Genomic DNA, 23,047 nt, shown 5'->3' with positions numbered 1-23,047 from the left:
CAAGGTCCTCCGTCGATCAGTAGGAGCGGGGCAGCCCGAGGGTGTGGACCGCGACGTAGTTGAGGATCATCTCCCGGCTCACCGGGGCGATCTTGAGCAGCCGCGCCATCCCCCACAAGTGCGCCAGACCGAATTCGCTCGCCAGTCCATTGCCGCCATGGCTCTGAATGGCGGCGTCCAGGGCGTGCAGCGCGGCTTCCGCAGCCGCGTATTTCGCCAGGTTGGACTCCTGCCCGGCGGGCCGACCGTGATCGTGCAGCCAGGCTGCCTTGGTCGTCATCAGCCGGGCCAACTCGACTTCGATGGCGGCGGCCGCGAGCGGGTGAGCGATGCCTTGGTGGGAGCCGATCGGCGGTCCCCACACCCGGCGTTCGTTGGCATAGCGGGCGGCCTTGGCCAGCGCGTATCGGGCGATGCCGTTCTCGATCGCGGCACCGGTGATCCGCTCGGGGTTGAGCCCGCGGAAGACGATCTTCAGGCCCTCTCCGTCCGCGCCAACACGCCGGTCGTCGCCGACGCGCACGTTATCGAAGAACAAGGTGTACTGCTTCTCCGGAGCCCGCACCTCCACGGGGATGAGCGTGCGCTCCAGGCCGGGGGCGTCGGTGTCGACGACGAAGAGGGTCAGCCGCCCCCGGCCGGAGTCGTCGCCGCCGGTGCGGGTGACAACAAGCATGTGTGACGCTTCGTCGACGCCGGAAATGTAGTACTTCGTCCCCGAGATGACCCAGTCATTGCCGTCGCGCCGGGCGGTGGTGGACAGGTCGTGGGTGTTTGATCCGGCCTCGGGCTCGGTGATGGCAAAGACCATCTTGTCGGTCCCGGCGGCCATCGCCGGCAGCCACTGCGCCTGCTGCTCGGGTGTGCCGACATCCTTAAGCACCTCTCCGCAGATCGCCGAGGACACGAGCAGGAGAAGGAGCGGCATACCACAAGCCGCGCTCTCCTCGACGACGATCGCGAGCTCGGCGATCCCCGCCCCGCCGCCGCCATGCTCCTCCGGCAGGTTGACGCCGACGAAGCCGGCCTCCCCGAGCGCCCGCCACAGCTCGTGGGTGCGACCGTCGGCGTCGAGCACGCGGCGGAAATAGTCGTCGCCGAACCGCGTGCAGACGGCGCGGACGCTGGCACGCAGGTCGGCATGCTCCTCGGGCTCGTCGAAGTTCACGCGTCGTTCTCCTCGTCTGGTGTTCCATTGCCCGGCTGGAGAAGGTCTTCCGGGACCTCGACCGGCATCCGCAAGAGCGCCGCTCCCAGGGTCTTGCCTTGGGCGTCGCTGCGTAGCGAGACGGTTCCGCCGCCGTCGAGCGCGTCATGTAGCACGAGGTTGACCGCGCGCAGATTTGGCAGCTCGTGGCGCGTGACCCCGCTGGCGTGAAGCGGCCGGATGTGTTCTGACACCCGCTCCGGAGTGACCTGGTCGAGCAGGACGGGATAGGCCGCGTCCGTGGAGACCCACAGACCGACGTTGGCATCGCCACCCTTGTCGCCCGACCGGGCCGCGGCGATGGTGCTGAGCGGGACTCTCATGACGCTTCTCCTATGACCTCGACACGTGCTGACACCAGGGATTTGGGCACGAGCGCGGGCCAGAAACGCATGACCTCGCTCGGCCGCGGGCGCCCGCCGGCGAATCCAGTCAGCCCGGGGGGACCGCTCGTCAGCAATGGCGCGACCTCGGCGCCGAGCCGAGCGAGCGCCCGCCGGTCGTCCGATCGAACGGCGATGCGCAACAACACTTCCGGCGGGTCCGCTGGGTCTGCCACCGACGCCGGCATCCCGGAATACAGCGTGTTGGCGCCGATGACCTCGACGAGCACGTCCTGCGCCGGGAACGCGATCCCGTCCCGGCGTAAGCGCTCGAAGAGGATCTCCGCGGTCAGCCTCGCCTTCTCGACGGCGTCGGGGGCGCCGACGACGAGCTGGCCGACGATCCGGTAGCCGTCGGCAAGGTTGGCTGAGACCTTGAGCTCGTCGGCGGGCGCCCGGCCGCGGCACCCCGACACGGCGACCCGGTCCGGCCCGGCCTGGGTCAGCGTCGGGGAGGTGAAGTCGGCGATCACGTCCGGGCCGAGGTAGGCCTGTGGGTCACCGATCTCGTAGAGGAGTTGTGCCGTGACGGTCCCGATGTCCACGAGGCCACCCGTGCCCGCCGACTTGCTGACGACGAAATCACCCGTGGCCGCGACCTCGACGTAGGGATAGCCGATGCCGGCCAGATCGGGCACCGCGCGCCAGTTGTCGTAGTTGCCGCCGGTGCATTGCGTGCCGCACTCGATGATGTGACCGGCGACTGTCGCGGCGGCCAGCTGATCGAAATCATCCGGTTGCCAACCGAATTCATGGATCAGCGGACCGATGATGAGGGAGGCGTCGGTCACCCGCCCGGTCACGACGACGTCCGCTCCACGTCCCAGCGCCTCGGCTATCGGGAAGGCACCGAGATAGGCGTTCGCGCTGCGAACCCGGTCCAACTGCGGCTCCAGCGGCTCACCGGAAGCTAGGTGAGCAAGTGGCGCGTCGGCGGCGATGATCTCGGGCAACCGCCGCAGGAGGTCGTCTCCCGAGACGAGGGCAACACGGGCGTCGAGCCCGTGACGCTCGATGACCTGCGCGACCGCCGTCGCGCACGCGCGGGGGTTGATCCCGCCGGCGTTGGCGACGATCCGGATGCCCTTATCGACACACGCCGGCAGGATCTGGTCGAGCTGAGTGACGAAGTCGGCGGCATACCCGAGGTCGGGGTTCTTGGCGCGCGCCTTTTGCAGGATGCTCATCGTGACTTCGGCGAGGTAGTCCAGCGTGAGGTAGTCGATGACTCCAGCGTCGACGAGTTGCCGCGGCCCGATCTCGGAGTCGCCCCAAAAGCCTTGACCGTTGCCGACCCGGACGATCCGTTCGGTCACTGCTGTTCCCCGAGGGACTGGCGCAGCCGGTATTTCATGATCTTGCCGCCGACGGTCTCGGGGAGCGCGTCCACGATGACCACCCGTTTGGGGCTCTCGTATCCCGCCAGGCGGGTGCGCGCAAACGCGATGACCTCGTCCTCGGTCAGCGTGTCGTCCGCGGGCACGACAACGGCGGTGACCACCTCGCCCCACCGGTCGTCGGCCAGGCCGATCACTGCAGCCTTGGCGATCTTGGGATGCTGCACGAGAACGCTTTCGACGCGGATCGTCGAGACGTTTTCGCCGCCGGTCTTGACGATGTCCTTGAACCGGTCGAGCATGATCCGCCGACCGCCCGCGTCATATGCGCAGCAGTCGCCGGAGTGGAACCAGCCGCTGCGGAAGGCGGCGGCGGTCGCCGTCGGGTCCTTGTAGTAGCCGGCGGTGACCACCGGGGAGCGATAGACGACCTCCCCCGGCTGGCCGACGGTCCCCTCCAGCCACTCGTCGTCGACGGAGATGATTCGTGAGGCGAGCAGCGGGCTGGGCCGACCGACGTTGTTGTCCTGTGGCGCGGTCTCACGATAGATCTCCGGGTCCTGGCTGGGCCAAAACCGGTGGCAAGCAATCGCTTCGGTCTGGCCGAAGATCTCCGCGACGGTCAGCCGCGGCGCCTGCTGTTGCATCTCGTCGAGCACCGCAGGCGGTAATGCGGCCCAGCCATAGATGGCCACCGTCAGACTGGAGATGTCGCGCCCGCCCGTGGCAGCCGCCGTGGAGAAGGCCGCCATCATGGCGGGAGAGCCGCCCCACAGGGCGGTCGCCCGTTCCCGCTCCACCGCCTCGGCCGCAGCGGCCGCATCGGGACGCCGGCCGAGAACGACCGTCCCGCCCGTTGCGAAGCAGGGCAGCATGAAGACGAGATGCCCGACGTGATAGATCATCGGCAAGAAGGTGACCAGGCGCAGATGGGTCTCCACCTCGAGGCCGCGGGTGAGTGACAGCGCAAAGCCGTGTGCGGCGAGCGTCCCGCTGGTGTGCGACAGCATGACCCCCTTGGGCATGGCGGTCGCCCCGGAGGTGAACAGCAACTCGCAGATGTCGTCGCCATGGATGCGCACGTCCGGCTCGGTCTCCGGCTGGCCCGCAACGAATTCGGAGAAGCCAAGGCTTCGGTCGGCTGCCGCCCCGCCGATCTCGATGGTCACATCCACTCCCACCGCGAGGCCGGCGAGCGTCGCCGCCACCCGCGGGACGAACTCGGCGTCAACGATCGTCAACCGGGGCTGAAGCACGCCGACGACGTGGCTCAGCATGTCGCCCGCCATGGCCGGGTTGACCGGAGCCACCGCAGCCCCCATCCGGGCGGCACCCAGCTTGGCGACATACGCCTCAACCGAGTTCTCGCAAATCATCAAGATGCGGTCGCCGGGCTCGACGCCTGCAGCGATGAGAGCGTTGGCCGCCTGGTTGATCAGCGCATCCAGGCCGCGATAGGTCAGCTCCCGGAAGGCGCCATCGGCATACGCACCATCCCAGCCGATCAGCGCGGCCTTGTCCGGGGTGCTCCACGTGACCCGCTCGACAAGATCCCCGATGCACACCCGGTCCCAGCGGTTGTCTGCCCGCCGACCACGCAACGTGGTGACGTCGAAATCTGTTGTGGCGCCCAGCTCCATGGCGGTCTCCCTTCGCTTGACCGCACACGTTAGTGAATATAGATTAACTAAACAAGACCTGGAGGCGCCAATCCGTGCGGTCGGGACGAGGATTGACTAGCTAGTCAGGACCGCGAGGGCAGCAGTGGTGAGGACCTCCTGCAGCGATCGAGCATCGAGGGCGATGTTGTGGAAGAGCGCGGACTGAATCGCACCGACGGCGGCACGCACCCGCACACCCGCCTCGGCCTGCCCCAGCTCGGGACGGGCAGCCCGCAGGTGGCGGGTCCAGTCGGCGAGGTATTTCCGCTGTTTGTCCCGCAACCGGTCCCGGTCGGCCGGGGGAAGGTTGTCGACCTGCGAATACCAGATGCGGGCCACTTCGCGCCGTTGGACGACGAACGAAACCTGCGCCTCGACGATCGGCCGCAAATCGACGGTTCCCGTGGCCCGGGCGGCAATCTGCGCCTGATCCTCGCTAAGTTCGTCCATCACCTCGTCAAGGAGAACTACGAGAATCTCCGCCTTGCCGTCGAAGTGGCGATAGATGCCGGCACCCGTGATGCCGGCATCGGCACCGATCTCGGCCATCGACACCGCGTGATAGCCGCGCCGGCCGAAGAGGTCTGCCGCCGAGCGAAGAATCTTGTCCCGCCGCTCCGGGTCACGAGTGCGCGTCACCGTCATGCATCCATTCTCGCCAACCCGCCGCACCAGGAGAGCACCCATGCCGATCACACCGCTGACCGACAACCTCATCCATCGGATCAATGTGGGCGACAGCCTGACCCGCTCCGCCGCGAGGTATCCCCGCAACATCGCGATCATCGACGGCGAGCGCCGCTTCACCTATGCCGAACTCAACGCCTGGGTCAACCGGGTGGCGAACGCTTTGGCCGCAGGGGGATACGGGCCCGGTGATGCGCTGGCGCTCGCCTCGGGCAATAGCGTGGAGTTCCTTGTCACCTACTACGCCTGCGCCAAGCTCGGCGCCGTCTGTGTGCCGCTCAACCTCGGCTGGCGGCCGCAGGAAATGACTTACGTTCTCAATCACTCCGAGGCGCGGGGGCTGGTCGTCGAGTCACAGCTCGTGCCGGTGTTGGAGCGGGCCGTCGCCGAGGTGGACGGAGTGAGCGACGTCTTCATCGCGCGGGGCGTCCAGGAGCGGGAGGACCTGCCCTTTGCCGGCCGCGAGGCGGTGCCCTTCGCGAGCCTGGACACGGGAACCGACACCGAGCCGGAGCAGCTTGTCGGCGATCGGGCGCCCCTGACCTACCTCTACACCAGCGGGACGACGTCCTTCCCCAAAGGGGTCGTCGGCAGCCATACCGCCGTCTATCTCGAGTCGGTGATGATGGCGCTCGAGGCGCGGTTCACCGAGGAGGACCGCTTCGTCGCGATGATGCCGATGTTCCACACCGCCCAACTCAACTGTCACTGCACGCCGGCGATCATGGTCGGGGCGACCCTGCATGTCCGTCGCGCCTTCGACCCAGCCGATTTGCTCGACACGATCGGGCGCGAGGGCATCACCCAGATCTTCGGCCTGCCGATGATGTATCGGGCGATGCTCGAGCACCCGGCGATCGACTCGACCGACCTGTCCTCGCTGCGCCGCGCCCTGTATGCCATGGCACCGATGCCGGATGCGTTGATCCGCCGGTGCATCGAGGTCTTCGCGTGCGACTTCTATTTGCTCTTCGGCCAGACCGAGATGAGCCCGACTGCCACCTTGTTCCGCCCCGAGCACCAGCTCTCCCACAACGGCGCGGTTGGCACCCCGGTCGTCAACGTGCAGGTCGCAATCATGAATGACGGCAGGCTCGAACCGCCCGGCACTATCGGCGAGATCGTCTATCGCGGACCGCATACCATGACCGAATACCTGAAGAACCCGGAGGCGACCGAGGCCGCCTTCACGCATGGCTGGTTCCACTCCGGCGACATCGGCTCGTTCGACGACGACGGCATCTTGTGGTTCCGTGACCGCTCCAAGGACGTCATCAAGTCCGGCGGAGAAAACGTCGCGTCGATCGAGGTCGAGAAGGCCCTGTACGCCGCCGACCCCCAGATCGCCGAGGTCGTCGTCGTCGGCCTGCCGCACGAGCGGTGGACCGAGGCGATCACCGCCTTCGTCGTCGCGACGCCGGGATCGAGGATTGCTCCGGACGACGTGAAGGAGGCGCTGCGCGGCCACCTGGATTCCTACAAGATCCCGAAGTCGATCATCGTCGTCGACGAGCTGCCCAAGACGTCGACCGGGAAGATCCAGAAGAACGTCATGCGCGACTTACACCGGGAGCACTATTCGTCCTAGGCCGCCGGCGATCCGCCGTCAGCCGGCCGCGGTGGCCGGACCGAGCTCGTCCAGGTAGGCCGCCAGCACCGCCGGCGCCCATTCGGCCTCGAGTTCGCCGGTGACCATCGCGCACGCCGTGGCCGGGTCCTCCGGCGTGACTACCCATTCGCCGCGGGTCCAACCCGCGAGATAGTCGTCGGCTCCGGTGTCGCCCAGGCGCATCGCGGCTTCATCGATCGCGTCCAAGAAGCGTTGCGGCAGCTGCTCCTTGACTGTCTCGTGCGGGTTGCGTGCCGTGACCATCGACGGCAGGTCGCGCCAGAAGGTGATCTGATACTCCGTCACGAGCGGTGAGCCTAGCGACACCAACCGGTTTGGCCAAGCGTCCAACCATACGGTGGGGGGCAAGGGTCGGTCCGACGCGCTCCCTCGAGCGGCAAAACAGCGGCGCCAACCAACTCGCTGCCGGCTTAGCCAAGCTGCGCGACGGCGCGGGCACCTATCTCGTGCTCCTTGCGGTGCTGCAGGTCGCCATGCTCGAGGGCGTGCTCACCTGGGAACTCGGAATGCAGATCGGACACCGGCTGCCCTTGGCTCGCCGGCACCCTCGTCGTCGCCTGGTTCACCGTGCGTCGTCGGCGCACCTGGAGGGCGGGTGGACTGGCGGCGGGCTACCAGGACCCGCCGGGCTACCAGGACCTGCCGCCGCCTCCGCCGGACGAGCCACCACCACCCGAGCCACTGGACGAGCTCGACGAGTCGGAGCCGACCATCGAGCTGTAGTGCATCGAGCTGCTGAGTGAGTCGCCGAAGGCCGTCGCGAAGTACGCGTCATAAAAGAAGAAGGCACAGATCAGCGCCGCGGCCGCCAGGAGGCACCCGGGCAGGAGCACCTTCCCCGGCGCACCCACCCCAGTTGCAGCAGTTCTTGATCCACCGATCGCGTGAGCGCCGTCGCCGCGAGGCCGGTGCCGCGGGCCCGTGCCCGACTCGGCCGGTCCAGGACCACGGGCTCATGCGGGACGGTGAACAGCGCGGAGACAAACCGCTGCTGGTATGCCGTCGCGCACCGGCTCGAATCGCGCAGGCTCGCGCTGCGCGCCAGGCCCGCCGACTTGCGGTGCTTGCGTTCCGAGCTCGGCACGACGGAGATCGTGATTGCGCCGAGATGGCACAGTTCGGCGAGCGTCGCTGCCGTCACCTGGTGCCCCGCGGCCGAGCCGAGGAGCCGGCCGCCCACGGCTGCCGGCATCGCCGGGGGATGGAACTGGACCGGGATTCGGTCGGGGTCGAGCGTGTCCCGGACTACCGGCGCGGAGCCGTCGACGACGCCGGGCGCGACCCAATCAAAGCGCCGATCGCGCATCGCGAAGCGGGTTCGTGCAGCATACGCAACCGATAAGAGCGCGATCGCGCTGGTGAGGGCCACCGGTGTCCCCAGGCCGAACGGAAGCCGAGAGGGCTCGGAGTCCTCGGCCCGCGATTGGCCGCCCTCGACGGCGAGACGCCCGTGGTGCTGGACGCCCGGGCCATCACCGTTCTCGTTGATGCCACTCCCTCGTGCCTGGCGGGGCTGGCCGGGCGGTGGTCTTGACCCCCCAATCGAGCCGAGCTCGCCCGTCTCGCCGGAGTGGACGATCTCGACGAGGATGCCCTGCTCGAGACGACCGCCGATGCCGCGCGCCGCTTCGACGCGGTCGTCACCTGTCGGGGCTGGATCGTCGGGGGTGAGGGGGTGTGGCGGGTGAGCACCGGAGATACCGGTCTCAGCACCTCTGGCAGCGGCGACGTCCTCGCCGGCGCGGTGGCCGGGCTTCTCGCGAGGGGGGCCGAGTCGGCCCAAGCCGCGGTATGGGGAACCCATGTTCACGCGGCCGCGGGCGATGCCCCTCGCTGTCCGGCTAGGACGGGTCGGCTTCCTGGCCGGCGAACTGCTCACCCAACTTCCGCTCGTCCTGCGGTCCCTGCGCGGGGACTGACCTGCCCGACGTATGCCGCGTCAGCTGCCCCCCGCGAGGGGCCCGGTGAGGTAACGCTGGATCGTGCCGCCCACGTCCTCGGCCAAGCGGTCGATGTCGGCGACGGTCAGCGGTTGGATCTCGGCGGCCACGCGCGTGATGAGCAGGCCCGCGAACTGACTGACGACGAGAGCCGCACGGTATTCGGCCTCCGCGTGGGGACACTCGAGTCGTTCGGCGAGTGCCCCGACCATGACGGGCATCCAGTACTCGCGCAGCAGCGCCCAGGGATCGGCAGATCCGAGGATCGCCTCGACGACATTGCGCACCGCCGGCGTCGACGCGTCCGTCCACGCGGAGAGGGCGGCCCGGGTCAAAGCGAGACCGAGGGTCTCGAGTGGCTCATCGAGCGTTTCCTCGATCACTTCCCGAGGGTTGAGCGGGAATTCCATCGACGCGAGGAAGAGCCGCTCCTTCGTGCCGAAGTAGTAGGCAACGAGGGCGGCATCGACACCCGCGCGGCGGGCAACGCCCCGCATGGACGTGTGCGTGTAGCCCACCGTCGTGAAGGCCTGCCTGGCCGCGTCGAGGATCGCACGGCGGGCGTCACCGCCTGCCGCCGACCTCGGGCCGCGACGTGGCGACTCCGTGGCCGGACACACCACCTCGTGCGGTCTCGACGGCACGCGACCAACTTACGCCCCCGGGCTGTGCACCCACCGCCACACATCTGCTGTGTGGATCGCATCACGCCCGACGGCCGGCGTTTCATCGGTGTTGAAATACCGCGGTCGGCATGCCTAGTCTGGATGGAGCGGTCACGCCTTGGCGCAGGAGGGCAGATGTCGCGACCCACCCTTAGGTTCGGGCTCGACGTCGGCTCGACGACTGTCAAACTGGTTCTCCTCAAAGGTGATTCGCTGGAATACGCGACCTACCGCCGGCACCATGCCGACATCACGGGTGAGCTCGACGAGGTCTATACCGACGTCCTCGCGCAATTCCCCGACGCCGACGTCATCGCCGGTGTCACCGGGTCGGGCGGCCTCGGGGTCGCGCAGATCCTCGACATCCCGTTCGTACAGGAGGTCATCGCCGGCACGGCGGCGATCGCCCACAAGGACCCGCACGCCGATGTCGTCATCGAGCTCGGCGGTGAGGATGCGAAGATCACCTTCCTCAAACCCGTTCCCGAGCAACGGATGAACGGCACCTGCGCGGGCGGGACGGGCGCCTTCATCGACCAGATGGCGACCCTGCTGGGCACCGACGCCGCCGGTCTCGACGAGCTGGCCGGACGGCATACGACTCTCTATCCGATCGCTTCCCGGTGCGGTGTGTTCGCGAAGTCCGACCTCCAACCGCTGCTCAACGAGGGCGCTCCGCACGCCGACCTCGCCGCGTCCATCTTCGCCGCCGTGGCCACCCAGACGATCGCCGGGCTTGCCTGTGGCCGCCCGATCCGTGGGTCGGTGGTCCTCCTCGGCGGACCATTCCACTTCCTGCCCCGGTTGCGCGAGGCCTATGCCCGGGCCCTCGGCGACAAGGCGACGTCGATCCACACGCCGGAGGCGGCCCAGCTCTATGTCGCCATCGGCGCTGCGCTCCTGGCCGAATCGGCGCCGATTCCGTTGGCCGAGTTGGTCAATCGCGCCCGCAGCAGCCGCCGGGTCACCGCTGGCATGCACCGGATGCGGCCGCTGTTCGCCGACGAGGCGGAGCGTTCGGAATTCGTGGCGCGTCATCGCAGCGCCGTGATCCCCCGGGGTCGGCTCGAATCGGCCACCGGGGACTGCTTCCTCGGGATCGACGCCGGCTCGACCACGATCAAGGCCGTGCTCGTCGATGACCGGCGGCGAATTGTCTTCAGCCACTACGCCGGCAACGAGGGCGATCCCGTCGGGGCCGCCGTCGCCATCCTCGCCCGGATCTACGAGGACCTTCCGGACACCGCGCGGATCGCCCGGACCTGCACGACCGGGTATGGCGAGGGGCTGGTCAAGGCCGCCCTGCGCGCCGAGGACGGCGAGGTCGAGACGATGGCCCACTACCGGGCCGCCGATCACCTCTGCCCCGGGGTCACCTCCGTCATCGACATCGGTGGCCAGGACATGAAGTACCTCCGGATCCACGAGGGGACGATCGACTCGATCGCCGTCAACGAGGCCTGCTCGTCGGGCTGCGGCAGCTTCCTGCAGACCTTCGCGGCGACGATGGGCACCGATGTCGAGGAATTCGCCGTTCGCGCAGTGGCATCCGGGGCTCCGGTCGACCTCGGGTCGCGGTGCACCGTGTTCATGAACTCCTCGGTCAAGCAGGCCCAGAAGGAGGGCGCGTCCCCGGGCGAGATCGCCGCCGGCCTGTCCTACTCCGTCGTGCGCAATGCCCTGCACAAGGTCATCAAGATCAAGGATCCGGCCGAGCTGGGCGACCGCGTCGTCGTCCAGGGCGGCACCTTCCTCAACGACGCGGTGTTGCGGGCCTTCGAACTGCTCACCGAGCGGGACGTGGTCCGGCCCGATATCGCCGGGCTGATGGGGGCCTTCGGGGCCGCCTTGACGGCGCGGGAGAACCACCACCGGGCAACCGGGACCGAGCCGGACGGTGGGCCAACGCTTCGCCCGCGAAGTGAACTGCGGGACTTCAGTATCGGCTCGGAGCAGTCGACCTGTGAGCAGTGCGCGAATCACTGCCGGCGCACGGTGACGACCTTCGACGACGGCGCGCAGCACATCTCCGGGAACCGGTGCGAACGCGGCGAGACCCTCGAGCGACCCCGCGGCAAGAGGGCCAGCACCCTGCCCAACGTCGTCGACGAGAAATACCGGCGGCTGTTCGCCTATCGGCGGCTGACCGAGTCGGCCGCGCATCGGGGTGACATCGGCCTGCCGCGGACGCTGAACATGTACGAGAACTACCCGTTCTGGTTCACGACGCTGAGCCACCTCGGCTTCCGGGTGCTCGTGTCCGGCCGGTCGAGCCATGAGCTCTTCGAGCGGGGCATGGACTCCATCCCGAGCGAGAACATCTGTTACCCCGCCAAACTCTCCCACGGCCACATCGCGGACCTGGTCAGTCGCGGGGTCCGCACGATCTTCTACCCCTGTGTGCGGTTCGAGCGCCGCGTGACCGCGGGGGCCGATGGTCACTTCTCGTGCCCCGTCGTCGCCTCCCAACCCGAGGTCATCGACAAGAACGTCGAATCCCTTCGCGCCGAAGGAGTTCGGCTGCTCACTCCCTTCCTCAACCTGGACGATCCGGTGACCCTGGCCAGGCGGTTGGCCGAGACATTCGCCGACGACGGGGTGACGATCGCGCAGGCGGCGGCCGCGCTCCAAGCGGGGTATGCCGAGGACGCGGCCGTGCGCGCCGACATCGCCCGGATGGGGCGAGCGGCGTTGGATTTCATGGAGCGCACCGGAACGCCGGGCATCGTTCTCGCCGGCCGGCCCTATCACGTCGACCCCGAGGTGCATCACGGCATCCCCGAGCTGATCAACTCGCTCGGCATGGCCGTTCTCACCGAGGACTCGGTCAGCCCGCTCGGAGAACCCTTGCTGGAGCGGCCGCTGCGCGTGCGCGACCAATGGGCCTACCACTCGAGGCTGTATGCCGCAGCGGCCTTCGTGGCAAGTCGTCCCGACCTGGAGATGGTGGAGCTCAATAGCTTCGGGTGCGGGCTCGACGCGATCGCGGGAGACCAGGTGGGCGAGATCCTCGAGGCGCGCGGACGGATTCACACGGCGATGAAGATCGACGAGGTCGCGGCGTTGGGCGCCGCGCGAATTCGGGTGCGCTCGCTGCAAGCGGCGTCCCGCGCGCGGGCCAGCCGTGATCGACGCGTCGCTGCCTCGAGCTCGCACGTGGTTCCGCGCGTCGAATTCACCGAGCAGATGCGGGGTGAGCACACCATCCTCATGGGTCAACTCGCGCCCGCGCACATGCCGCTCTTCACCGCGGCCCTGCAACGGTCCGGCTATCGCGTGCGGCACTTGGACTCGGTTGGACGGCCCGCGGTGGAAGCCGGTTTGAGATTCGTCAACAACGACGCGTGTTTCCCGGCCCTCGTCATCATCGGGCAGGCGCTGGAGGCGCTGCGCTCGGGCGAGGCCGACCCGGCGCGGACGACGGTCCTGCTCGTCCAGACGGGCGGCATGTGCCGGGCGACGAACTACGTATCTCTCACCCGGAAAGCCCTGGTGGACAGCGGGTTCGGACACGTCCCGGTGTTGGCCCTCTCCTTCGGCGGACTCGAATCACACAGCGGGTTCTCACTCACCCTCCCGATGCTGCACCGCCTCGTCCAGGCCATCGTTCTGGGTGACCTGCTCCAAACCGTGTTGCTGCGCACTCGGCCGTACGAAGCGGCGGACGGGTCGGCAGACGCGCTCTACCGGCAGTGGAGCCGCATTGCCCAGGATTTCCTCAGGAATGGCCGCTCGGACCTGCTCGGTCGCCGGGTCAGCTATGGGGGTTTGATTCGCGAGATCGTCGCAGCCTTCGACGGGCTGGCGTTGCGTGATGTGCCGCGCCGCCCGCGGGTCGGGGTTGTCGGGGAGATCCTCGTCAAGTACCACCACGACGCGAACAACCACGTCGTCGAGGTGTTGGAGGCCGACGGCTGCGAAGCGGTCGTCCCCGGATTGATGGGGTTCGTCCTCAACTCCCTCCACACCGGCCAGTTCAACTGGGAGACCTTCGGGACCGACCGGCGGGCCCGCCATGTCAAGAAGGCCCTCACTCGGTTGATCGAGCACTACGAGTCACCGGCCCGGGCGGCGCTCGCCGGCACGGGTGGGAAGTTCGACGTTCGCACGCCGATCGCCGACCTGGCCGCCAAGGCATCCGGACTGGTCTCCCTCGGCAATCAAGCGGGCGAAGGTTGGTATCTCGTGGGCGAGATGGTCGACCTGATCGACCACGGCATACCCAATATCGTGTGCGTGCAGCCGTTCGCCTGCCTGCCCAACCACAGCATGGGAAAGGGCATGTTCCACTCGCTGCGACAACGCTATCCGGGGGCCAACATCGTCGGCGTCGACTACGACCCCGGCGCGAGCGAGGTCAACCAGCTCAACCGCATCCGGCTGATGACCGCGACAGCCCTGGGGGCACACAAGCGAGAGACGCCGGCCGATACGACAGCCGACGTCGACTCCGATGCGGTGACTGCTCGTCGCCGATGACCCGTGGCGTGGAGGCCGCGTTCGACCCCGGGATCACGCGGAGACCAGCCTCGCGATGACTTCGGCGCGGGCTGACGCAGAGAGGCCAGCGCCGGGACTGTCGTCGCGAGCGCGACGACGACCCCGCAGACGGCAACGCTCATCGCGAGCAGAGCCCACGGGATCGCGAGCGAGGAGTCGAGGTTCAACCGGCCGAGCCCATAGCTGATCAGCAGGCCCCCGGTGATGGCCATGATCAGGCCGAGCACGCTTGTGGTCACGGTGATGATGAGGGCCTCGAAGAGCGGCACGAGGACCTGCTGGCGTGGCGTGGCGCCCACGACACCGTCGAGGGCGAGCTCGGCGCTGCGTTGCCGCGACATCATGACGAGGTTGCCGACCGATCCCGCCACGGCGATCGACAGGGCCGCACCGAACATCGTCAACAGGGTCACCGCTGGGTCCTTGGCGATGACGGCGATGACCGGCCGAGCGAGCAGCGCGGCGAGCACCGCGCCGATCGCGCCGGTGACGAGTGCCACGACCGCGATCTGAATGGTGAGCATTCGGGTGAGCTGGCCGGGGGTCATGCCGCCCAGGAGCAATCGAGCGATCGAGCCGCGCCGCGAGGTGACGACGAGGCTGGTGGACCCGCCGATGACCGCCATCCCGACGAGCGCGCAAAGGATGAGGTTGACGGTGCCGTAGCCGCCACTGATGAGGGCGCGTTCGTCGGCAGAGAGCACACCGGCGTCTCGCGCCGCGTCGGCCGAGCCCATCAGGACGACCCACAAGACGATGGCGGCGTCAGTGACGACAAAGGCGAGGCAGACGCCGGCCCAGCCAGGACTCGCGCAGGTCGGCCAGGGACAACCGGGTCATGCCGCATCACCCTCGCGACGGGAGCCGAGGTCGGTGAGGAGCCAGGCGACCTCGGCCGCCTCGGGCCGGATGAGTTCACGCACCAGGTGACCGTCGCGCAGGAAGAGCACCCGGTCGCACTCGGAGGCGACCACCGGGTCGTGGGTCACGGCCAAGACGCACTGGTCCGGGTGGTGGGCGATGCGTCTCAGCTCGGCGAGGACGACCTGGCCGCTATGCGTGTCCAGGGCACCGGTGGATTCGTCGGCGAAGACGATTTCGGTCGCTGCGCCAGCACGCGGGCCAACGCCACTCGCTGTTGCTCGCCGCCGGACATGACGACGGGCATCGCGGCATCCATGCCCGAGAGGCCGACCGTGTCCAGCGTGCTGAGGATCAGGTCCCGCGGCGGTTTGTCGCCGCGTAGCCGGTAGGGAAGGGCGACGTTCTCGAAGGCCGACAGGGTGGGGATGAGGTTGTAGCTCTGGAAGACGAAGCCGACCTCACTGCGTCGGAGCTTGGCGAGCTCGGCGCGCGACAGCGACGAGGTCGGGCGGCCGACCAGGCTGGCCGTGCCGGTCGTGGGCGCCTCGAGCCCGGCCAGAGTGTAGAGCAGGGTCGACTTCCCCGACCCTGACGGGCCCATGACGGCGCACATCTCCCCGGCCGTCACGCTCAAGGTGATCCCGTGGAGGATCTCGACCTCCCGGTTGCCCGCCCGGTAGGACTTCGTGACATTGTCGGCGGCGATGAGAGCCGGCACCGGTGCAGCCGTGGCGGCGTTCTGCGAGAGGGTCATGCATCGATCCAATCGCCGCCTCCGGCCGGCCGCGTCGCGCCCCGGTCACGAGTTGGGCATGACACCGGTCATGGTGGGCGCCGAAATGGTGACCGTCGGGCCATGCGCCCGCCTGCGCCAGGTCGTTACCGTGGTCCACATGCGCCGGGTGGATCTAGAGGTGGAGGCGCCGCGCTGGAGTCGTGTGCTCGACCTCGTCGCTGCCCTCGCCGTGCTGTTCTCGGTTCTCGGCGTGGGCGCTGCCTTCCGCGCCGGCTGGACGCGGGGCTGGTTCGCTCTCGGCCTTCTCGTCCTCGCCCTCGTGCTTCTCGAACGCACGCGCCGGCTGCGCGAGGATCGCGCGACGATTGCGCTCTTGGCCGTCTCGGTTGTCCTGGCCGGCGTCCCCGAGACCGGCCCATTCGTGGTCGTCCTCGTCTTCTTCGCCATTGTGATTGCCGGGCTCAACCTCGGCCTCGTCCCGGCCCTCGTTGGGGTCGGGACCGTCGTGGTCCTCCAGGCGGTGTCGATGGCGTGGCTTTCCGACTCGGGCCTCGAGTCGATCGTGCTGCAGTGCTCGGGCACGCTCGCCTTCTTCGCGATCGCGGCCAGCTTCGGTGGGATGCTCCGCGATCTGGAATGCGAGGGTGGCGGCCACGACCCGGGGCCGGGAGCTGTGGGAGGCCAACGAGCGGCTTCGGTCCGCCATGTCCACGGAGCGGGACCTCGTCCTGGCGCAGGAACGCACCCGAGCCGCCAGGGAGCTGCATGACGGGCTGGGGCACCGACTGACGCTGGTGGCGATGTCCTTCGAGTATGCCCAAAGAATGCGCCACCGAGATCCAGAACCGGCCTGGGCGGAGATCGAAAACGCCGCCAAGACCAACCAGGAAGCGCTGGACCATATGCGCCTGTGGGTGCGCGCTGCACCCCCCGAGTCATTGCCCGATCCGGTGAACCTGTTCGCGACGCGGCTGGTGCAGGAGGGCTGACCAATGTGCTGCGGCACACGGACGCGCGCAGTGTGCTCATCGAGATGGTGCAGGACTCGGCCCAGGTCCGGATCAGCCTCGGCGACGATGGCGCCCCGGAGGGCAACGGCTCCGTGAGGGGTTCGGCCTGCGATCGCTGCGCGAGCGAGCCGAGGGACTCGGCGGCGAACTCAGCGTGCGCGCGTCCGCCTCGGGCGGCTGGGAGCTCCTCGGCGCCGCACCGCTCGACCACCCCCTTGAACTCTTGCCGGTCCTCCCCCAACCGGATCGCCTCGACGTTGGCGCCGATCAGCGGGCAGTTGAACCGGGGCGAACCCCAGCGTGGTGGCCACCATCAAGAAGTGCACCCCCGCGGTGAGGGCGAACTCCCAGCGGGCGATGGTCAGGGCGTCCACGGCAGCGCTTCCTCGCCAGCGGTTCCGATCCGGAAGCTTTCAAGCGGGTTGCGCGGGCTCCCCGAACATGAACACGTCACATCAACATGACCACGTCACATCTGGGGTTCTACCGGTGATTTGGTGTGTTCATGTTGGGAAGGACAACCCAACGCCGCCGTCAATGCCCGCCTTCACCGGGCAATCCGGGCTCGGACAAAACTCCGCCCAGTCCAACTCCGGCTCCTCGCCTTTCGCGCCGGCGGCACGCGAGGTGTCCACGTCGAGGAGTTGCCCGCACTCCTTGCACGTCGTCGGCACCCTTGCCTCTTTGTCCACAGCCATACCGGTCATCGTCGCAGGCGCCCTCACGGTCCAGCCAGAGGCAGGCCGGGTTAGGCGCGTCACTCACGCCGGGTCAGGCGGGCCACCGGGTGATCGCAAACCGATCGCCATACATTCACCACACGATCGGCACGCGCATGCCGGGGTTGGAGGCAGCAGGTGCCGGTGGGCACCCGAGCGGCCATCGAGCTGGTAGTCGCCCCAGGCCTTCAGGACGCGGTCGCGAGATCGCGTCAACGCCAGAAGATTGGCGCCCTCGGTGCCGCCCGCGGACGGCGGCGGTGCCTAGTCGGCCGCAGCGGCGACGATCCCGCCGAAGGACTGCCAATCGGCGCCCGGCCCGTGGTTGACCGAGATGTCATAGCGGATCGCCAGGCCCAGCGGGCCGACCCCGTCACGCCGTGCCTGCGCGAGCGCGGGGGCCCAATAGACCCGGTCCCGCTCGTCGGTTTGCGCCCGCCGGAAGGCGGTCAGGCGCGCCGACCCTCGCCAAGCCCGCAGGTATGCCGCGCCGAGCAGCCGGTGACAGTTCCGGGCGATCGGCGTACGGAGCCTGCATGATCCGAGCAAGACGCGGCTCGTAGCCGGCGAGAAGGTTGCCGGGCGCAATCGCCCGGTAGTGGCGGACCAGGGTCAGCATGTCTCCCGTGCCGCTGCAGAAGCCGACGATCCCGCCGGTGTAGCCGCGCCCGTCGCCGATGTCCTCGATGTAGCCAAACGAACTGCGCCAGTTCAAGGTCGAATTCTCGGCGGTGGAGGTCAGCTCGAGCGCGACCTCCTTCCAGCGAGCATCGCCAATGTCGCGCCTCGGGCCGGTCGCCAGACCAGTGAGACCGATGCCAACCGCGGCGAGGCTCTCGCGCCGGCTCACGACCGGCAAGGCAGCTGCACAGACGACCACGCCCCTATTCTCTCCCCCCGTCTCCCGCTGGAGACGGCGAGGTCAGCGGCCGAACAGCTTGCTCAAGAAGCCACCCGAGGAGGGCTCGTCCTGGTGCCCTGGGCACCACTGCGCCGCCGGCACGCCGGCCTTAACCTGCGCAACGTGCTGGCCGCAGCCGGCCCACGTCGTCTTGCCACACTTCTTGCACGTCACCGCACGACACATAAGGATTCTCCTGAGACGAGGTCCCGAGCAGCATACCCCATAGGGTATGCCTGGCAGAGCCCGTGGCCGACCGCGCCTCGCAGGTGGTGCTCACCCGCGCAGCCACGAGCAACGCCGGCCCTCGCGACGCACCCTCGGTCAGCGACATCGCGCGCCACATCCCGGCGTGCGTGCGCGCCCGCGCTCTAGCCTTGGCTCCATGACAACGGTGCACTGGGCGATCGCGGGTCCGGGGCGAATGGCAGCCAAGATGGCTCGCGCATTCCCACTGGTAGGGAATGGCGAACTCGTCGCCGTGGGCTCTCGTTCGCCGGGGAGAGCCCGGGCCTTCGCCGAGGAGCACGCCATCCCCCGCGCGTTCGGCTCGTATGCCGATCTGGTCGCCGACCCCGAGATCGACGCGATCTACATCGCGACGCCGCATCCGCAGCATACGGACATCGCGTTGGCGGCGATCGCCGCGGGAAAGCCGATCCTCGTCGAAAAGGCGTTCACGAGCACCATCGGCGACACCGAGCGAATCATCGAAGCCGCCCGCGCGGCCAAGGTCTTTGCGATGGAGGCCATGTGGACACGGTTCAATCCCGGAGTGGTCCGCATCCGGGAGCTGATCGCCGAGGGGGCGATCGGCGACCTGCGGGGGATCCAGGGAGACCTGACCGCCTTCCGGGCTTATGACCCGAAGGATCGGCTGTTCGACCCGGACCTCGGGGGCGGGGCGGTGCTCGATCTCGGGGTCTATGTGCTGTCCTTTGCCCAGCATTTCCTGGGCGTCCCGGACGTCGTCCACGCCGTCGGCGGACGGCTGCCGTCCGGCGTCGAGGGGGAGTTCTCGGTGCTCCTCGGCTACCCCGAAGGGAGGTCGGCGACGCTGAGTGCGGCGTTCACGGCATACGGGCCGGGGCGGATGATGCTCGTCGGGAGCGAGGGGTGGATCGACGTGCATCCCCGATTCCACCGCGCCCCGGCGATCACCCTGTGGCGCGGCAAGTCGCCCGAGGAGTTCACCTTCGACTCGGGATATCAGTTCGAGGTCATCCACGTGGGCGAGTGCCTCGCGGATGGACTGACCGAGAGCCCGGTCATGCCGCTCGAGGACACCCTGGCCGTCCAGCGGCTGATGGCCGAGGTGCTCGCCCAACTCGACCCGCCGAGCCACTGAGCTGATATCCGGTCGTTCGGTCAGGACAATCGGTCAGTGTTTTGGTGCACACTGGACTGCGCACCGCGACATCGACGTCAGGAGTCCGCCATGAAGCTCGCCCTTTATCTGCCCAACTTCCGCGAGAAGGTCACGGTGACCGAGCTGGAGGACCTGGCCGCCCTTGCCGAGGAATTGGACTTCGACTCGGTGTGGACTCTCGACCGGATCGTCGTGCCGGAGGCATCGGACCGGGCCGAGCTGCAGCATGCCTTCGGGATGATCGAGGGCTTCCCCAAGCAGATGCCGGTATCCTCCCGGGGCGAGTTCCTGCAGGGTTGGCCATTGATCCCGTGGCTGGCCGCGAAGACCAGCAAGGTCCGAATCGGGATGAGCATCACCGACACCCCCTATCGCTCCCCCGGCGTTCTCGCCGCCGAGTTCGCCACCGTCGACCACCTGTGCAACGGCCGGCTCAATGTCGGGATCGGGGCCGGTTGGATGCCGGAGGAGTTCGCGGCCGCGAGCGCCGCGCACATTTTCCCGCGACGGCATACCCACGTGCGGGAGACGCTGGAGATCCTCCATGGTGTCTGGAGCAACGAAACCTTTGAGTACCACGGCGAATTCGCCGACTTCGGGCCCTGCGGATTTGGCGCCAAACCCGTCCAGCAACCGCATCCGCCGATCTTCTTCAGCGGCCTGAAGGACGCCAAGCGCTCGGCGAACCGGATCGCGAAATACAATCTCGCCGGTTGGATCGGCATCCAAGACTCGCCGGAGGACCTGCTGACTTGGCGGGCTGCCATCCAGACCGAGCTGGACCGGATGGGCAGCACCAAGTCGATGGACGACCTGGAGATCGTCAGCATGATCTGGTTCGTCATCACCGACGCCGACATGGACCAGACCCCGATGGGCAAGGGCACCAACCTGCTCGCGGGCTCGAAGCGGCAGATCACCGACATGCTCAAGCGCTACAAAGAGGCCGGGCTGACCATGCCGATGCTGTGGCCGCCGTTTGCGGACGTCCCGGTAGCCAAGACCTTGGACGACATGAAAACCCTCGTCCACGAGATCATGCCGGAGGTTGAGGCATCATGACGTCTTACGACCTGAGCGGGCGCAAGGCCCTCGTCACCGGTGGCGCCCAGGGCCTCGGTGAGGGCATGGCCAAGGCGCTCGCCGCCGCCGGGGCGAGTGTGATGATCGGCGACGTGCAGGAGGCGGGTGCGGAAACGGCGAGTGCGCTCGGTGAGGACCACGGCTTCGTGCGGCTCGACGTCACGGACGACGCCTCCTGGGAGGCAGCGATCACGGCTAGCGTGGCGCATCTCGGCGGTCTCGACATCCTGGTCAACAATGCTGGCATCGAGATCACCTCGCTGATCACCGAGCTCAACCCCAACCAGGTGCGAAAGCAGTTGGAGGTCAACGTCCTCGGCACCGCCCTCGGACTCAAACACGGCCTGCGGGCGATGCGGCCGGGTGGCTTAGCCGGTGACGGCGGTGCGATCGTCAATGTCGCTTCAGTCGCGGCGACGATCGCCTTCCCGGGCATCGCGGTCTATTCGGCGACGAAGTCCGCCGTCGACCGGCTCACCCGGGTTGCGGCGATGGAAGCCGGCAAGCTCGGCTATGGCGTGCGCGTCAACTGCGTTTACCCCGGGCTTGTGCCGACCGCAATGGGTGCGGGGCTCGCCAGGGACGTCGCCGCGATCGGGCTGTTCGAGTCGCCGGAGGCCGCGGTCGGCGCGGTCGTCGAGTTGACGCCGGCCGGCCGGCTGGGCACCGTGGAGGACATGGCCGATGCTGTCGTCTTCCTCGCCTCCGACGCCGCCCGTTTCGTCACCGGGGCGGGCCTGCCGGTCGACGGCGGCATAGGCGACCATGGGCATGCGATTGGTCGAGTATCTCGACAAGGGAGCCTCCCTCGGTCCGAATGCCGGGTGTCTGACCACGGACGGCCAGGCGCGCTCGTATGCCGAAGTGCAGGCGTTGTCGTTCGCGATCGCCGCGGCATTGCGCGCCCATGGAGTCCGGCCGGGGGACAAGGTTGCGATCATCTCGGGCAACGATCCGGATGCTTTCAGTTGCGTCTTCGGAATCAGTCGGGCCGGCGCCATCTGGTGCCCGATCAACCCCCGGAACGAGGCCGCCGAGAACCGCGAGCTGCTCGATCTCTTCGATTGTTCCGTTGTGCTCTTCCGCTCGCCTTATGCCGAACTCGTCGACCGCATCCGCCCCGGCCTGCCGAAGTTGCGCGTCTGGGTCTGCCTTGATGCCGACCTCGAGCAAGCACTCGGGTGGGCAGACTTCCTCGCGTCCGGCGGGGAGCGGTCGGGCGAGCCGGTGGGCGGAGTGGTGGTCGATGAGGCTGCGGTCGACGATCTAGCGATGATCGTCGGCACGGGCGGCACCACGGGCCGGCCGAAAGGGGTCATGCTCACCGGAGCCAACCTCGAGGCGATGACGGCGCTGACCCTGATGTCGTATCCGTGGCCGGCCGATGGGCGCCCGGTCTATCTCGCGCTCGCCCCGTTGACGCATGCCGCCGGCGTGTTGTGTTTCCCGGTCATGGCCCGCGGTGGCGAGATCGTCATCATGCGGGCGCCGGATGTGGGCGAGTTCCTCGCGTTGATCGAACGGCACGGCGTCACGCACACCTTCCTTCCGCCGACCGTGATCTACATGGCCCTGAGTCACGAGTCCCTGGACACAACCGATCTCGGCTCACTGCAATGCTTTTGGTATGGCGCGGCGCCGATGTCCGCTGCTCGCCTGGAGGAGGCCCTGACGCGGATTGGTCCAGTGATGGCGCAGCTTTTTGGCCAGACCGAGGCGCCGATGATGATCTCGACGATGGCCCCTCTCGATCATTTCAATCCCGACCGAAGTGTTGCCCGCCAACGTCTTTCTTCAGCTGGTCGGCCGACGCCGCTGGTGACGGTGGGGATCATGGGCAACGACGGTCGGCTGTTGGACACCGGCGAGCGCGGCGAGATCGTCGTCCGCGGCACCCTGGTGATGCCCGGCTATTACAACAATCCCGAGGCGACGGCAGAGGCGTCGGCGGGCGGGTGGCACCATACCGGCGATATCGGCTACCTGGACGACGAGGGATATCTCTTCATCGTCGACCGGGCCAAGGACATGATCATCACCGGCGGTTTCAACGTCTACTCCACCGAGGTCGAGCAGGCGCTGCTGACCCACCCGGATGTTCAGGACTGCGCGGTGATTGGCCTGCCCGACGAGAAGTGGGGCGAGCGTGTCGTTGCCGTGGTCCAGCCCGCGGCGGGCAAGGTGATCGACGGGGGCGGGCTGGCGGCATACGTCAAGGAGCGGATCGGCAGCGTGAAGTCGCCCAAGCAGGTGGAGGTCTGGGACGACTTGCCGCGCTCGAAGGTCGGCAAGGTTCTCAAGAACGAAATCAAGGCGAGCCTGACGTCGCAGTGACGCCGAGCTGAAGGCGTGCCA

At 68.1% G+C, this 23,047-nt stretch carries 21 protein-coding genes and 4 pseudogenes; 10 read left to right on the top strand and 15 right to left on the bottom strand.

Going from position 1 to position 23,047, the window contains the following annotated elements:
• Positions 1 to 16 precede the first annotated feature (16 nt).
• The 5 genes from V9G19_RS09860 to V9G19_RS09840 form a co-directional block, all read right to left on the bottom strand.
• On the bottom strand, positions 17 to 1,168 hold the full coding sequence (locus V9G19_RS09860; RefSeq protein WP_462285299.1) for an acyl-CoA dehydrogenase family protein: 1,152 nt from the start codon (positions 1,166 to 1,168) through the stop codon (positions 17 to 19).
• Complete coding sequence (locus V9G19_RS09855; RefSeq protein WP_462285298.1) at positions 1,165 to 1,530, bottom strand: AtuA-related protein; 366 nt, start codon at positions 1,528 to 1,530, stop codon at positions 1,165 to 1,167. The genes V9G19_RS09860 and V9G19_RS09855 overlap by 4 nt, the downstream gene beginning before the upstream one ends.
• Complete coding sequence (locus V9G19_RS09850) at positions 1,527 to 2,906, bottom strand: acyclic terpene utilization AtuA family protein (protein ID WP_462285297.1); 1,380 nt, start codon at positions 2,904 to 2,906, stop codon at positions 1,527 to 1,529. Before V9G19_RS09850 ends, V9G19_RS09855 begins: the two co-directional genes overlap by 4 nt.
• The gene (locus tag V9G19_RS09845) at positions 2,903 to 4,567 is read right to left on the bottom strand and encodes an AMP-binding protein (RefSeq protein WP_462285296.1); all 1,665 of its coding nucleotides are present in this window, start codon (positions 4,565 to 4,567) and stop codon (positions 2,903 to 2,905) included. The genes V9G19_RS09850 and V9G19_RS09845 overlap by 4 nt, the downstream gene beginning before the upstream one ends.
• Positions 4,568 to 4,663: 96 nt before the next feature.
• The gene (locus tag V9G19_RS09840) at positions 4,664 to 5,227 is read right to left on the bottom strand and encodes a TetR/AcrR family transcriptional regulator (RefSeq protein ID WP_462285295.1); all 564 of its coding nucleotides are present in this window, start codon (positions 5,225 to 5,227) and stop codon (positions 4,664 to 4,666) included.
• Between the two features lie 46 nt (positions 5,228 to 5,273).
• Between V9G19_RS09840 and V9G19_RS09835 the strand changes: the two genes are divergently transcribed.
• Positions 5,274 to 6,863 (top strand): AMP-binding protein, encoded by a 1,590-nt coding sequence (locus V9G19_RS09835; protein ID WP_462285294.1) that lies wholly within the window; start codon positions 5,274 to 5,276, stop codon positions 6,861 to 6,863.
• A gap of 18 nt (positions 6,864 to 6,881) precedes the next feature.
• Here the strand turns inward: V9G19_RS09835 and V9G19_RS09830 are convergent, their stop codons facing one another.
• Positions 6,882 to 7,190 carry a virulence factor gene (locus V9G19_RS09830; RefSeq protein WP_462285293.1) on the bottom strand — a complete coding sequence of 103 codons (309 nt, stop codon included), beginning with the start codon at positions 7,188 to 7,190 and terminating at the stop codon, positions 6,882 to 6,884.
• A gap of 5 nt (positions 7,191 to 7,195) precedes the next feature.
• Here V9G19_RS09830 and V9G19_RS09825 point away from each other — a divergent pair, with 5 nt between their 5' ends.
• Positions 7,196 to 7,648, top strand: coding sequence for a hypothetical protein (locus V9G19_RS09825; protein WP_462285292.1), 453 nt, complete (start codon positions 7,196 to 7,198; stop codon positions 7,646 to 7,648).
• A 50-nt stretch (positions 7,649 to 7,698) separates the two neighbouring features.
• Here the strand turns inward: V9G19_RS09825 and V9G19_RS09820 are convergent, their stop codons facing one another.
• Positions 7,699 to 8,274, bottom strand: coding sequence for a hypothetical protein (locus V9G19_RS09820; RefSeq protein WP_462285291.1), 576 nt, complete (start codon positions 8,272 to 8,274; stop codon positions 7,699 to 7,701).
• 201 nt (positions 8,275 to 8,475) lie between these two features.
• Between V9G19_RS09820 and V9G19_RS09815 the strand changes: the two are divergent.
• Positions 8,476 to 8,673 (top strand): annotated as a pseudogene (locus tag V9G19_RS09815) (NAD(P)H-hydrate dehydratase); the annotation flags it as partial.
• Positions 8,674 to 8,844: 171 nt separating this feature from the next.
• Here the strand turns inward: V9G19_RS09815 and V9G19_RS09810 are convergent.
• Positions 8,845 to 9,489: a TetR/AcrR family transcriptional regulator gene (locus V9G19_RS09810; protein ID WP_462285447.1), complete on the bottom strand. Its 645-nt coding sequence runs from the start codon at positions 9,487 to 9,489 to the stop codon at positions 8,845 to 8,847.
• A gap of 123 nt (positions 9,490 to 9,612) precedes the next feature.
• On the opposite strand from V9G19_RS09810, the pseudogene V9G19_RS09805 reads away from it, so the two are divergent.
• Positions 9,613 to 12,327, top strand: a pseudogene (locus V9G19_RS09805) (acyl-CoA dehydratase activase-related protein); the annotation flags it as partial.
• A gap of 1,517 nt (positions 12,328 to 13,844) precedes the next feature.
• Here the strand turns inward: V9G19_RS09805 and V9G19_RS09800 are convergent.
• From V9G19_RS09800 to V9G19_RS09790, 3 genes are all read right to left on the bottom strand, one after another.
• Entirely contained in the window at positions 13,845 to 14,747 is a 903-nt protein-coding gene (locus V9G19_RS09800) for an FtsX-like permease family protein (RefSeq protein WP_462285290.1), read from the bottom strand.
• 99 nt (positions 14,748 to 14,846) lie between these two features.
• Complete coding sequence (locus V9G19_RS09795) at positions 14,847 to 15,005, bottom strand: hypothetical protein (protein ID WP_462285289.1); 159 nt, start codon at positions 15,003 to 15,005, stop codon at positions 14,847 to 14,849.
• Between the two features lie 32 nt (positions 15,006 to 15,037).
• The gene (locus V9G19_RS09790; protein WP_462285288.1) at positions 15,038 to 15,628 is read right to left on the bottom strand and encodes an ABC transporter ATP-binding protein; all 591 of its coding nucleotides are present in this window, start codon (positions 15,626 to 15,628) and stop codon (positions 15,038 to 15,040) included.
• Positions 15,629 to 15,686: 58 nt separating this feature from the next.
• Between V9G19_RS09790 and V9G19_RS09785 the strand changes: the two genes are divergently transcribed.
• Positions 15,687 to 16,379, top strand: coding sequence for a hypothetical protein (locus V9G19_RS09785; RefSeq protein WP_462285287.1), 693 nt, complete (start codon positions 15,687 to 15,689; stop codon positions 16,377 to 16,379).
• Entirely contained in the window at positions 16,315 to 16,599 is a 285-nt protein-coding gene (locus V9G19_RS09780) for a histidine kinase (protein WP_462285286.1), read from the top strand. The genes V9G19_RS09785 and V9G19_RS09780 overlap by 65 nt, the downstream gene beginning before the upstream one ends.
• A 524-nt stretch (positions 16,600 to 17,123) precedes the next feature.
• Here V9G19_RS09780 and V9G19_RS09775 read toward each other — a convergent pair.
• The 4 genes and pseudogenes from V9G19_RS09775 to V9G19_RS09760 form a co-directional block, all read right to left on the bottom strand.
• Entirely contained in the window at positions 17,124 to 17,318 is a 195-nt protein-coding gene (locus V9G19_RS09775) for a hypothetical protein (protein ID WP_462285285.1), read from the bottom strand.
• A 285-nt stretch (positions 17,319 to 17,603) separates the two neighbouring features.
• Positions 17,604 to 17,888 carry a chitosanase gene (locus tag V9G19_RS09770; RefSeq protein WP_462285284.1) on the bottom strand — a complete coding sequence of 95 codons (285 nt, stop codon included), beginning with the start codon at positions 17,886 to 17,888 and terminating at the stop codon, positions 17,604 to 17,606.
• A gap of 46 nt (positions 17,889 to 17,934) precedes the next feature.
• Positions 17,935 to 18,189 (bottom strand): annotated as a pseudogene (locus V9G19_RS09765) (chitosanase); the annotation flags it as partial.
• Between the two features lie 72 nt (positions 18,190 to 18,261).
• Entirely contained in the window at positions 18,262 to 18,414 is a 153-nt protein-coding gene (locus tag V9G19_RS09760; RefSeq protein ID WP_462285457.1) for a hypothetical protein, read from the bottom strand.
• 211 nt (positions 18,415 to 18,625) lie between these two features.
• Between V9G19_RS09760 and V9G19_RS09755 the strand changes: the two genes are divergently transcribed.
• The 4 genes and pseudogenes from V9G19_RS09755 to V9G19_RS09740 all read left to right on the top strand — a co-directional run bounded on the left by V9G19_RS09755 (position 18,626) and on the right by V9G19_RS09740 (position 23,026).
• The gene (locus tag V9G19_RS09755) at positions 18,626 to 19,588 is read left to right on the top strand and encodes a Gfo/Idh/MocA family protein (protein WP_462285283.1); all 963 of its coding nucleotides are present in this window, start codon (positions 18,626 to 18,628) and stop codon (positions 19,586 to 19,588) included.
• Positions 19,589 to 19,678: 90 nt separating this feature from the next.
• Complete coding sequence (locus tag V9G19_RS09750; protein ID WP_462285282.1) at positions 19,679 to 20,671, top strand: LLM class flavin-dependent oxidoreductase; 993 nt, start codon at positions 19,679 to 19,681, stop codon at positions 20,669 to 20,671.
• A pseudogene (locus V9G19_RS09745) lies at positions 20,668 to 21,438 on the top strand (SDR family NAD(P)-dependent oxidoreductase); the annotation flags it as partial. The gene V9G19_RS09750 and the pseudogene V9G19_RS09745, both read left to right, overlap by 4 nt.
• Before the next feature lie 19 nt (positions 21,439 to 21,457).
• Positions 21,458 to 23,026: an acyl-CoA synthetase gene (locus V9G19_RS09740; RefSeq protein WP_462285281.1), complete on the top strand. Its 1,569-nt coding sequence runs from the start codon at positions 21,458 to 21,460 to the stop codon at positions 23,024 to 23,026.
• Positions 23,027 to 23,047 lie beyond the last annotated feature (21 nt).

It is taken from the genome of Nostocoides sp., assembly GCF_037045025.1.
Classification (GTDB): domain Bacteria; phylum Actinomycetota; class Actinomycetes; order Actinomycetales; family Dermatophilaceae; genus Nostocoides_A.
This window is presented reverse-complemented; position numbering and strand designations above follow the sequence as displayed.

What these genes read in the sequence shown, in the direction of transcription:
- V9G19_RS09785 (WP_462285287.1), top strand. Translation starts at nt 15,687, where the DNA reads ATGACACCGGTCATGGTGGGCGCCGAAATGGTGACCGTCGGGCCATGC.
- V9G19_RS09845 (WP_462285296.1), bottom strand. Translation starts at nt 4,567, where the DNA reads ATGGAGCTGGGCGCCACAACAGATTTCGACGTCACCACGTTGCGTGGT.
- V9G19_RS09740 (WP_462285281.1), top strand. Translation starts at nt 21,458, where the DNA reads ATGGGCATGCGATTGGTCGAGTATCTCGACAAGGGAGCCTCCCTCGGT.
- V9G19_RS09755 (WP_462285283.1), top strand. Translation starts at nt 18,626, where the DNA reads ATGACAACGGTGCACTGGGCGATCGCGGGTCCGGGGCGAATGGCAGCC.
- V9G19_RS09800 (WP_462285290.1), bottom strand. Translation starts at nt 14,747, where the DNA reads ATGGGCTCGGCCGACGCGGCGCGAGACGCCGGTGTGCTCTCTGCCGAC.
- V9G19_RS09775 (WP_462285285.1), bottom strand. Translation starts at nt 17,318, where the DNA reads ATGGCTGTGGACAAAGAGGCAAGGGTGCCGACGACGTGCAAGGAGTGC.
- V9G19_RS09855 (WP_462285298.1), bottom strand. Translation starts at nt 1,530, where the DNA reads ATGAGAGTCCCGCTCAGCACCATCGCCGCGGCCCGGTCGGGCGACAAG.
- V9G19_RS09750 (WP_462285282.1), top strand. Translation starts at nt 19,679, where the DNA reads ATGAAGCTCGCCCTTTATCTGCCCAACTTCCGCGAGAAGGTCACGGTG.
- V9G19_RS09780 (WP_462285286.1), top strand. Translation starts at nt 16,315, where the DNA reads ATGTCCACGGAGCGGGACCTCGTCCTGGCGCAGGAACGCACCCGAGCC.
- V9G19_RS09790 (WP_462285288.1), bottom strand. Translation starts at nt 15,628, where the DNA reads ATGACCCTCTCGCAGAACGCCGCCACGGCTGCACCGGTGCCGGCTCTC.
- V9G19_RS09835 (WP_462285294.1), top strand. Translation starts at nt 5,274, where the DNA reads ATGCCGATCACACCGCTGACCGACAACCTCATCCATCGGATCAATGTG.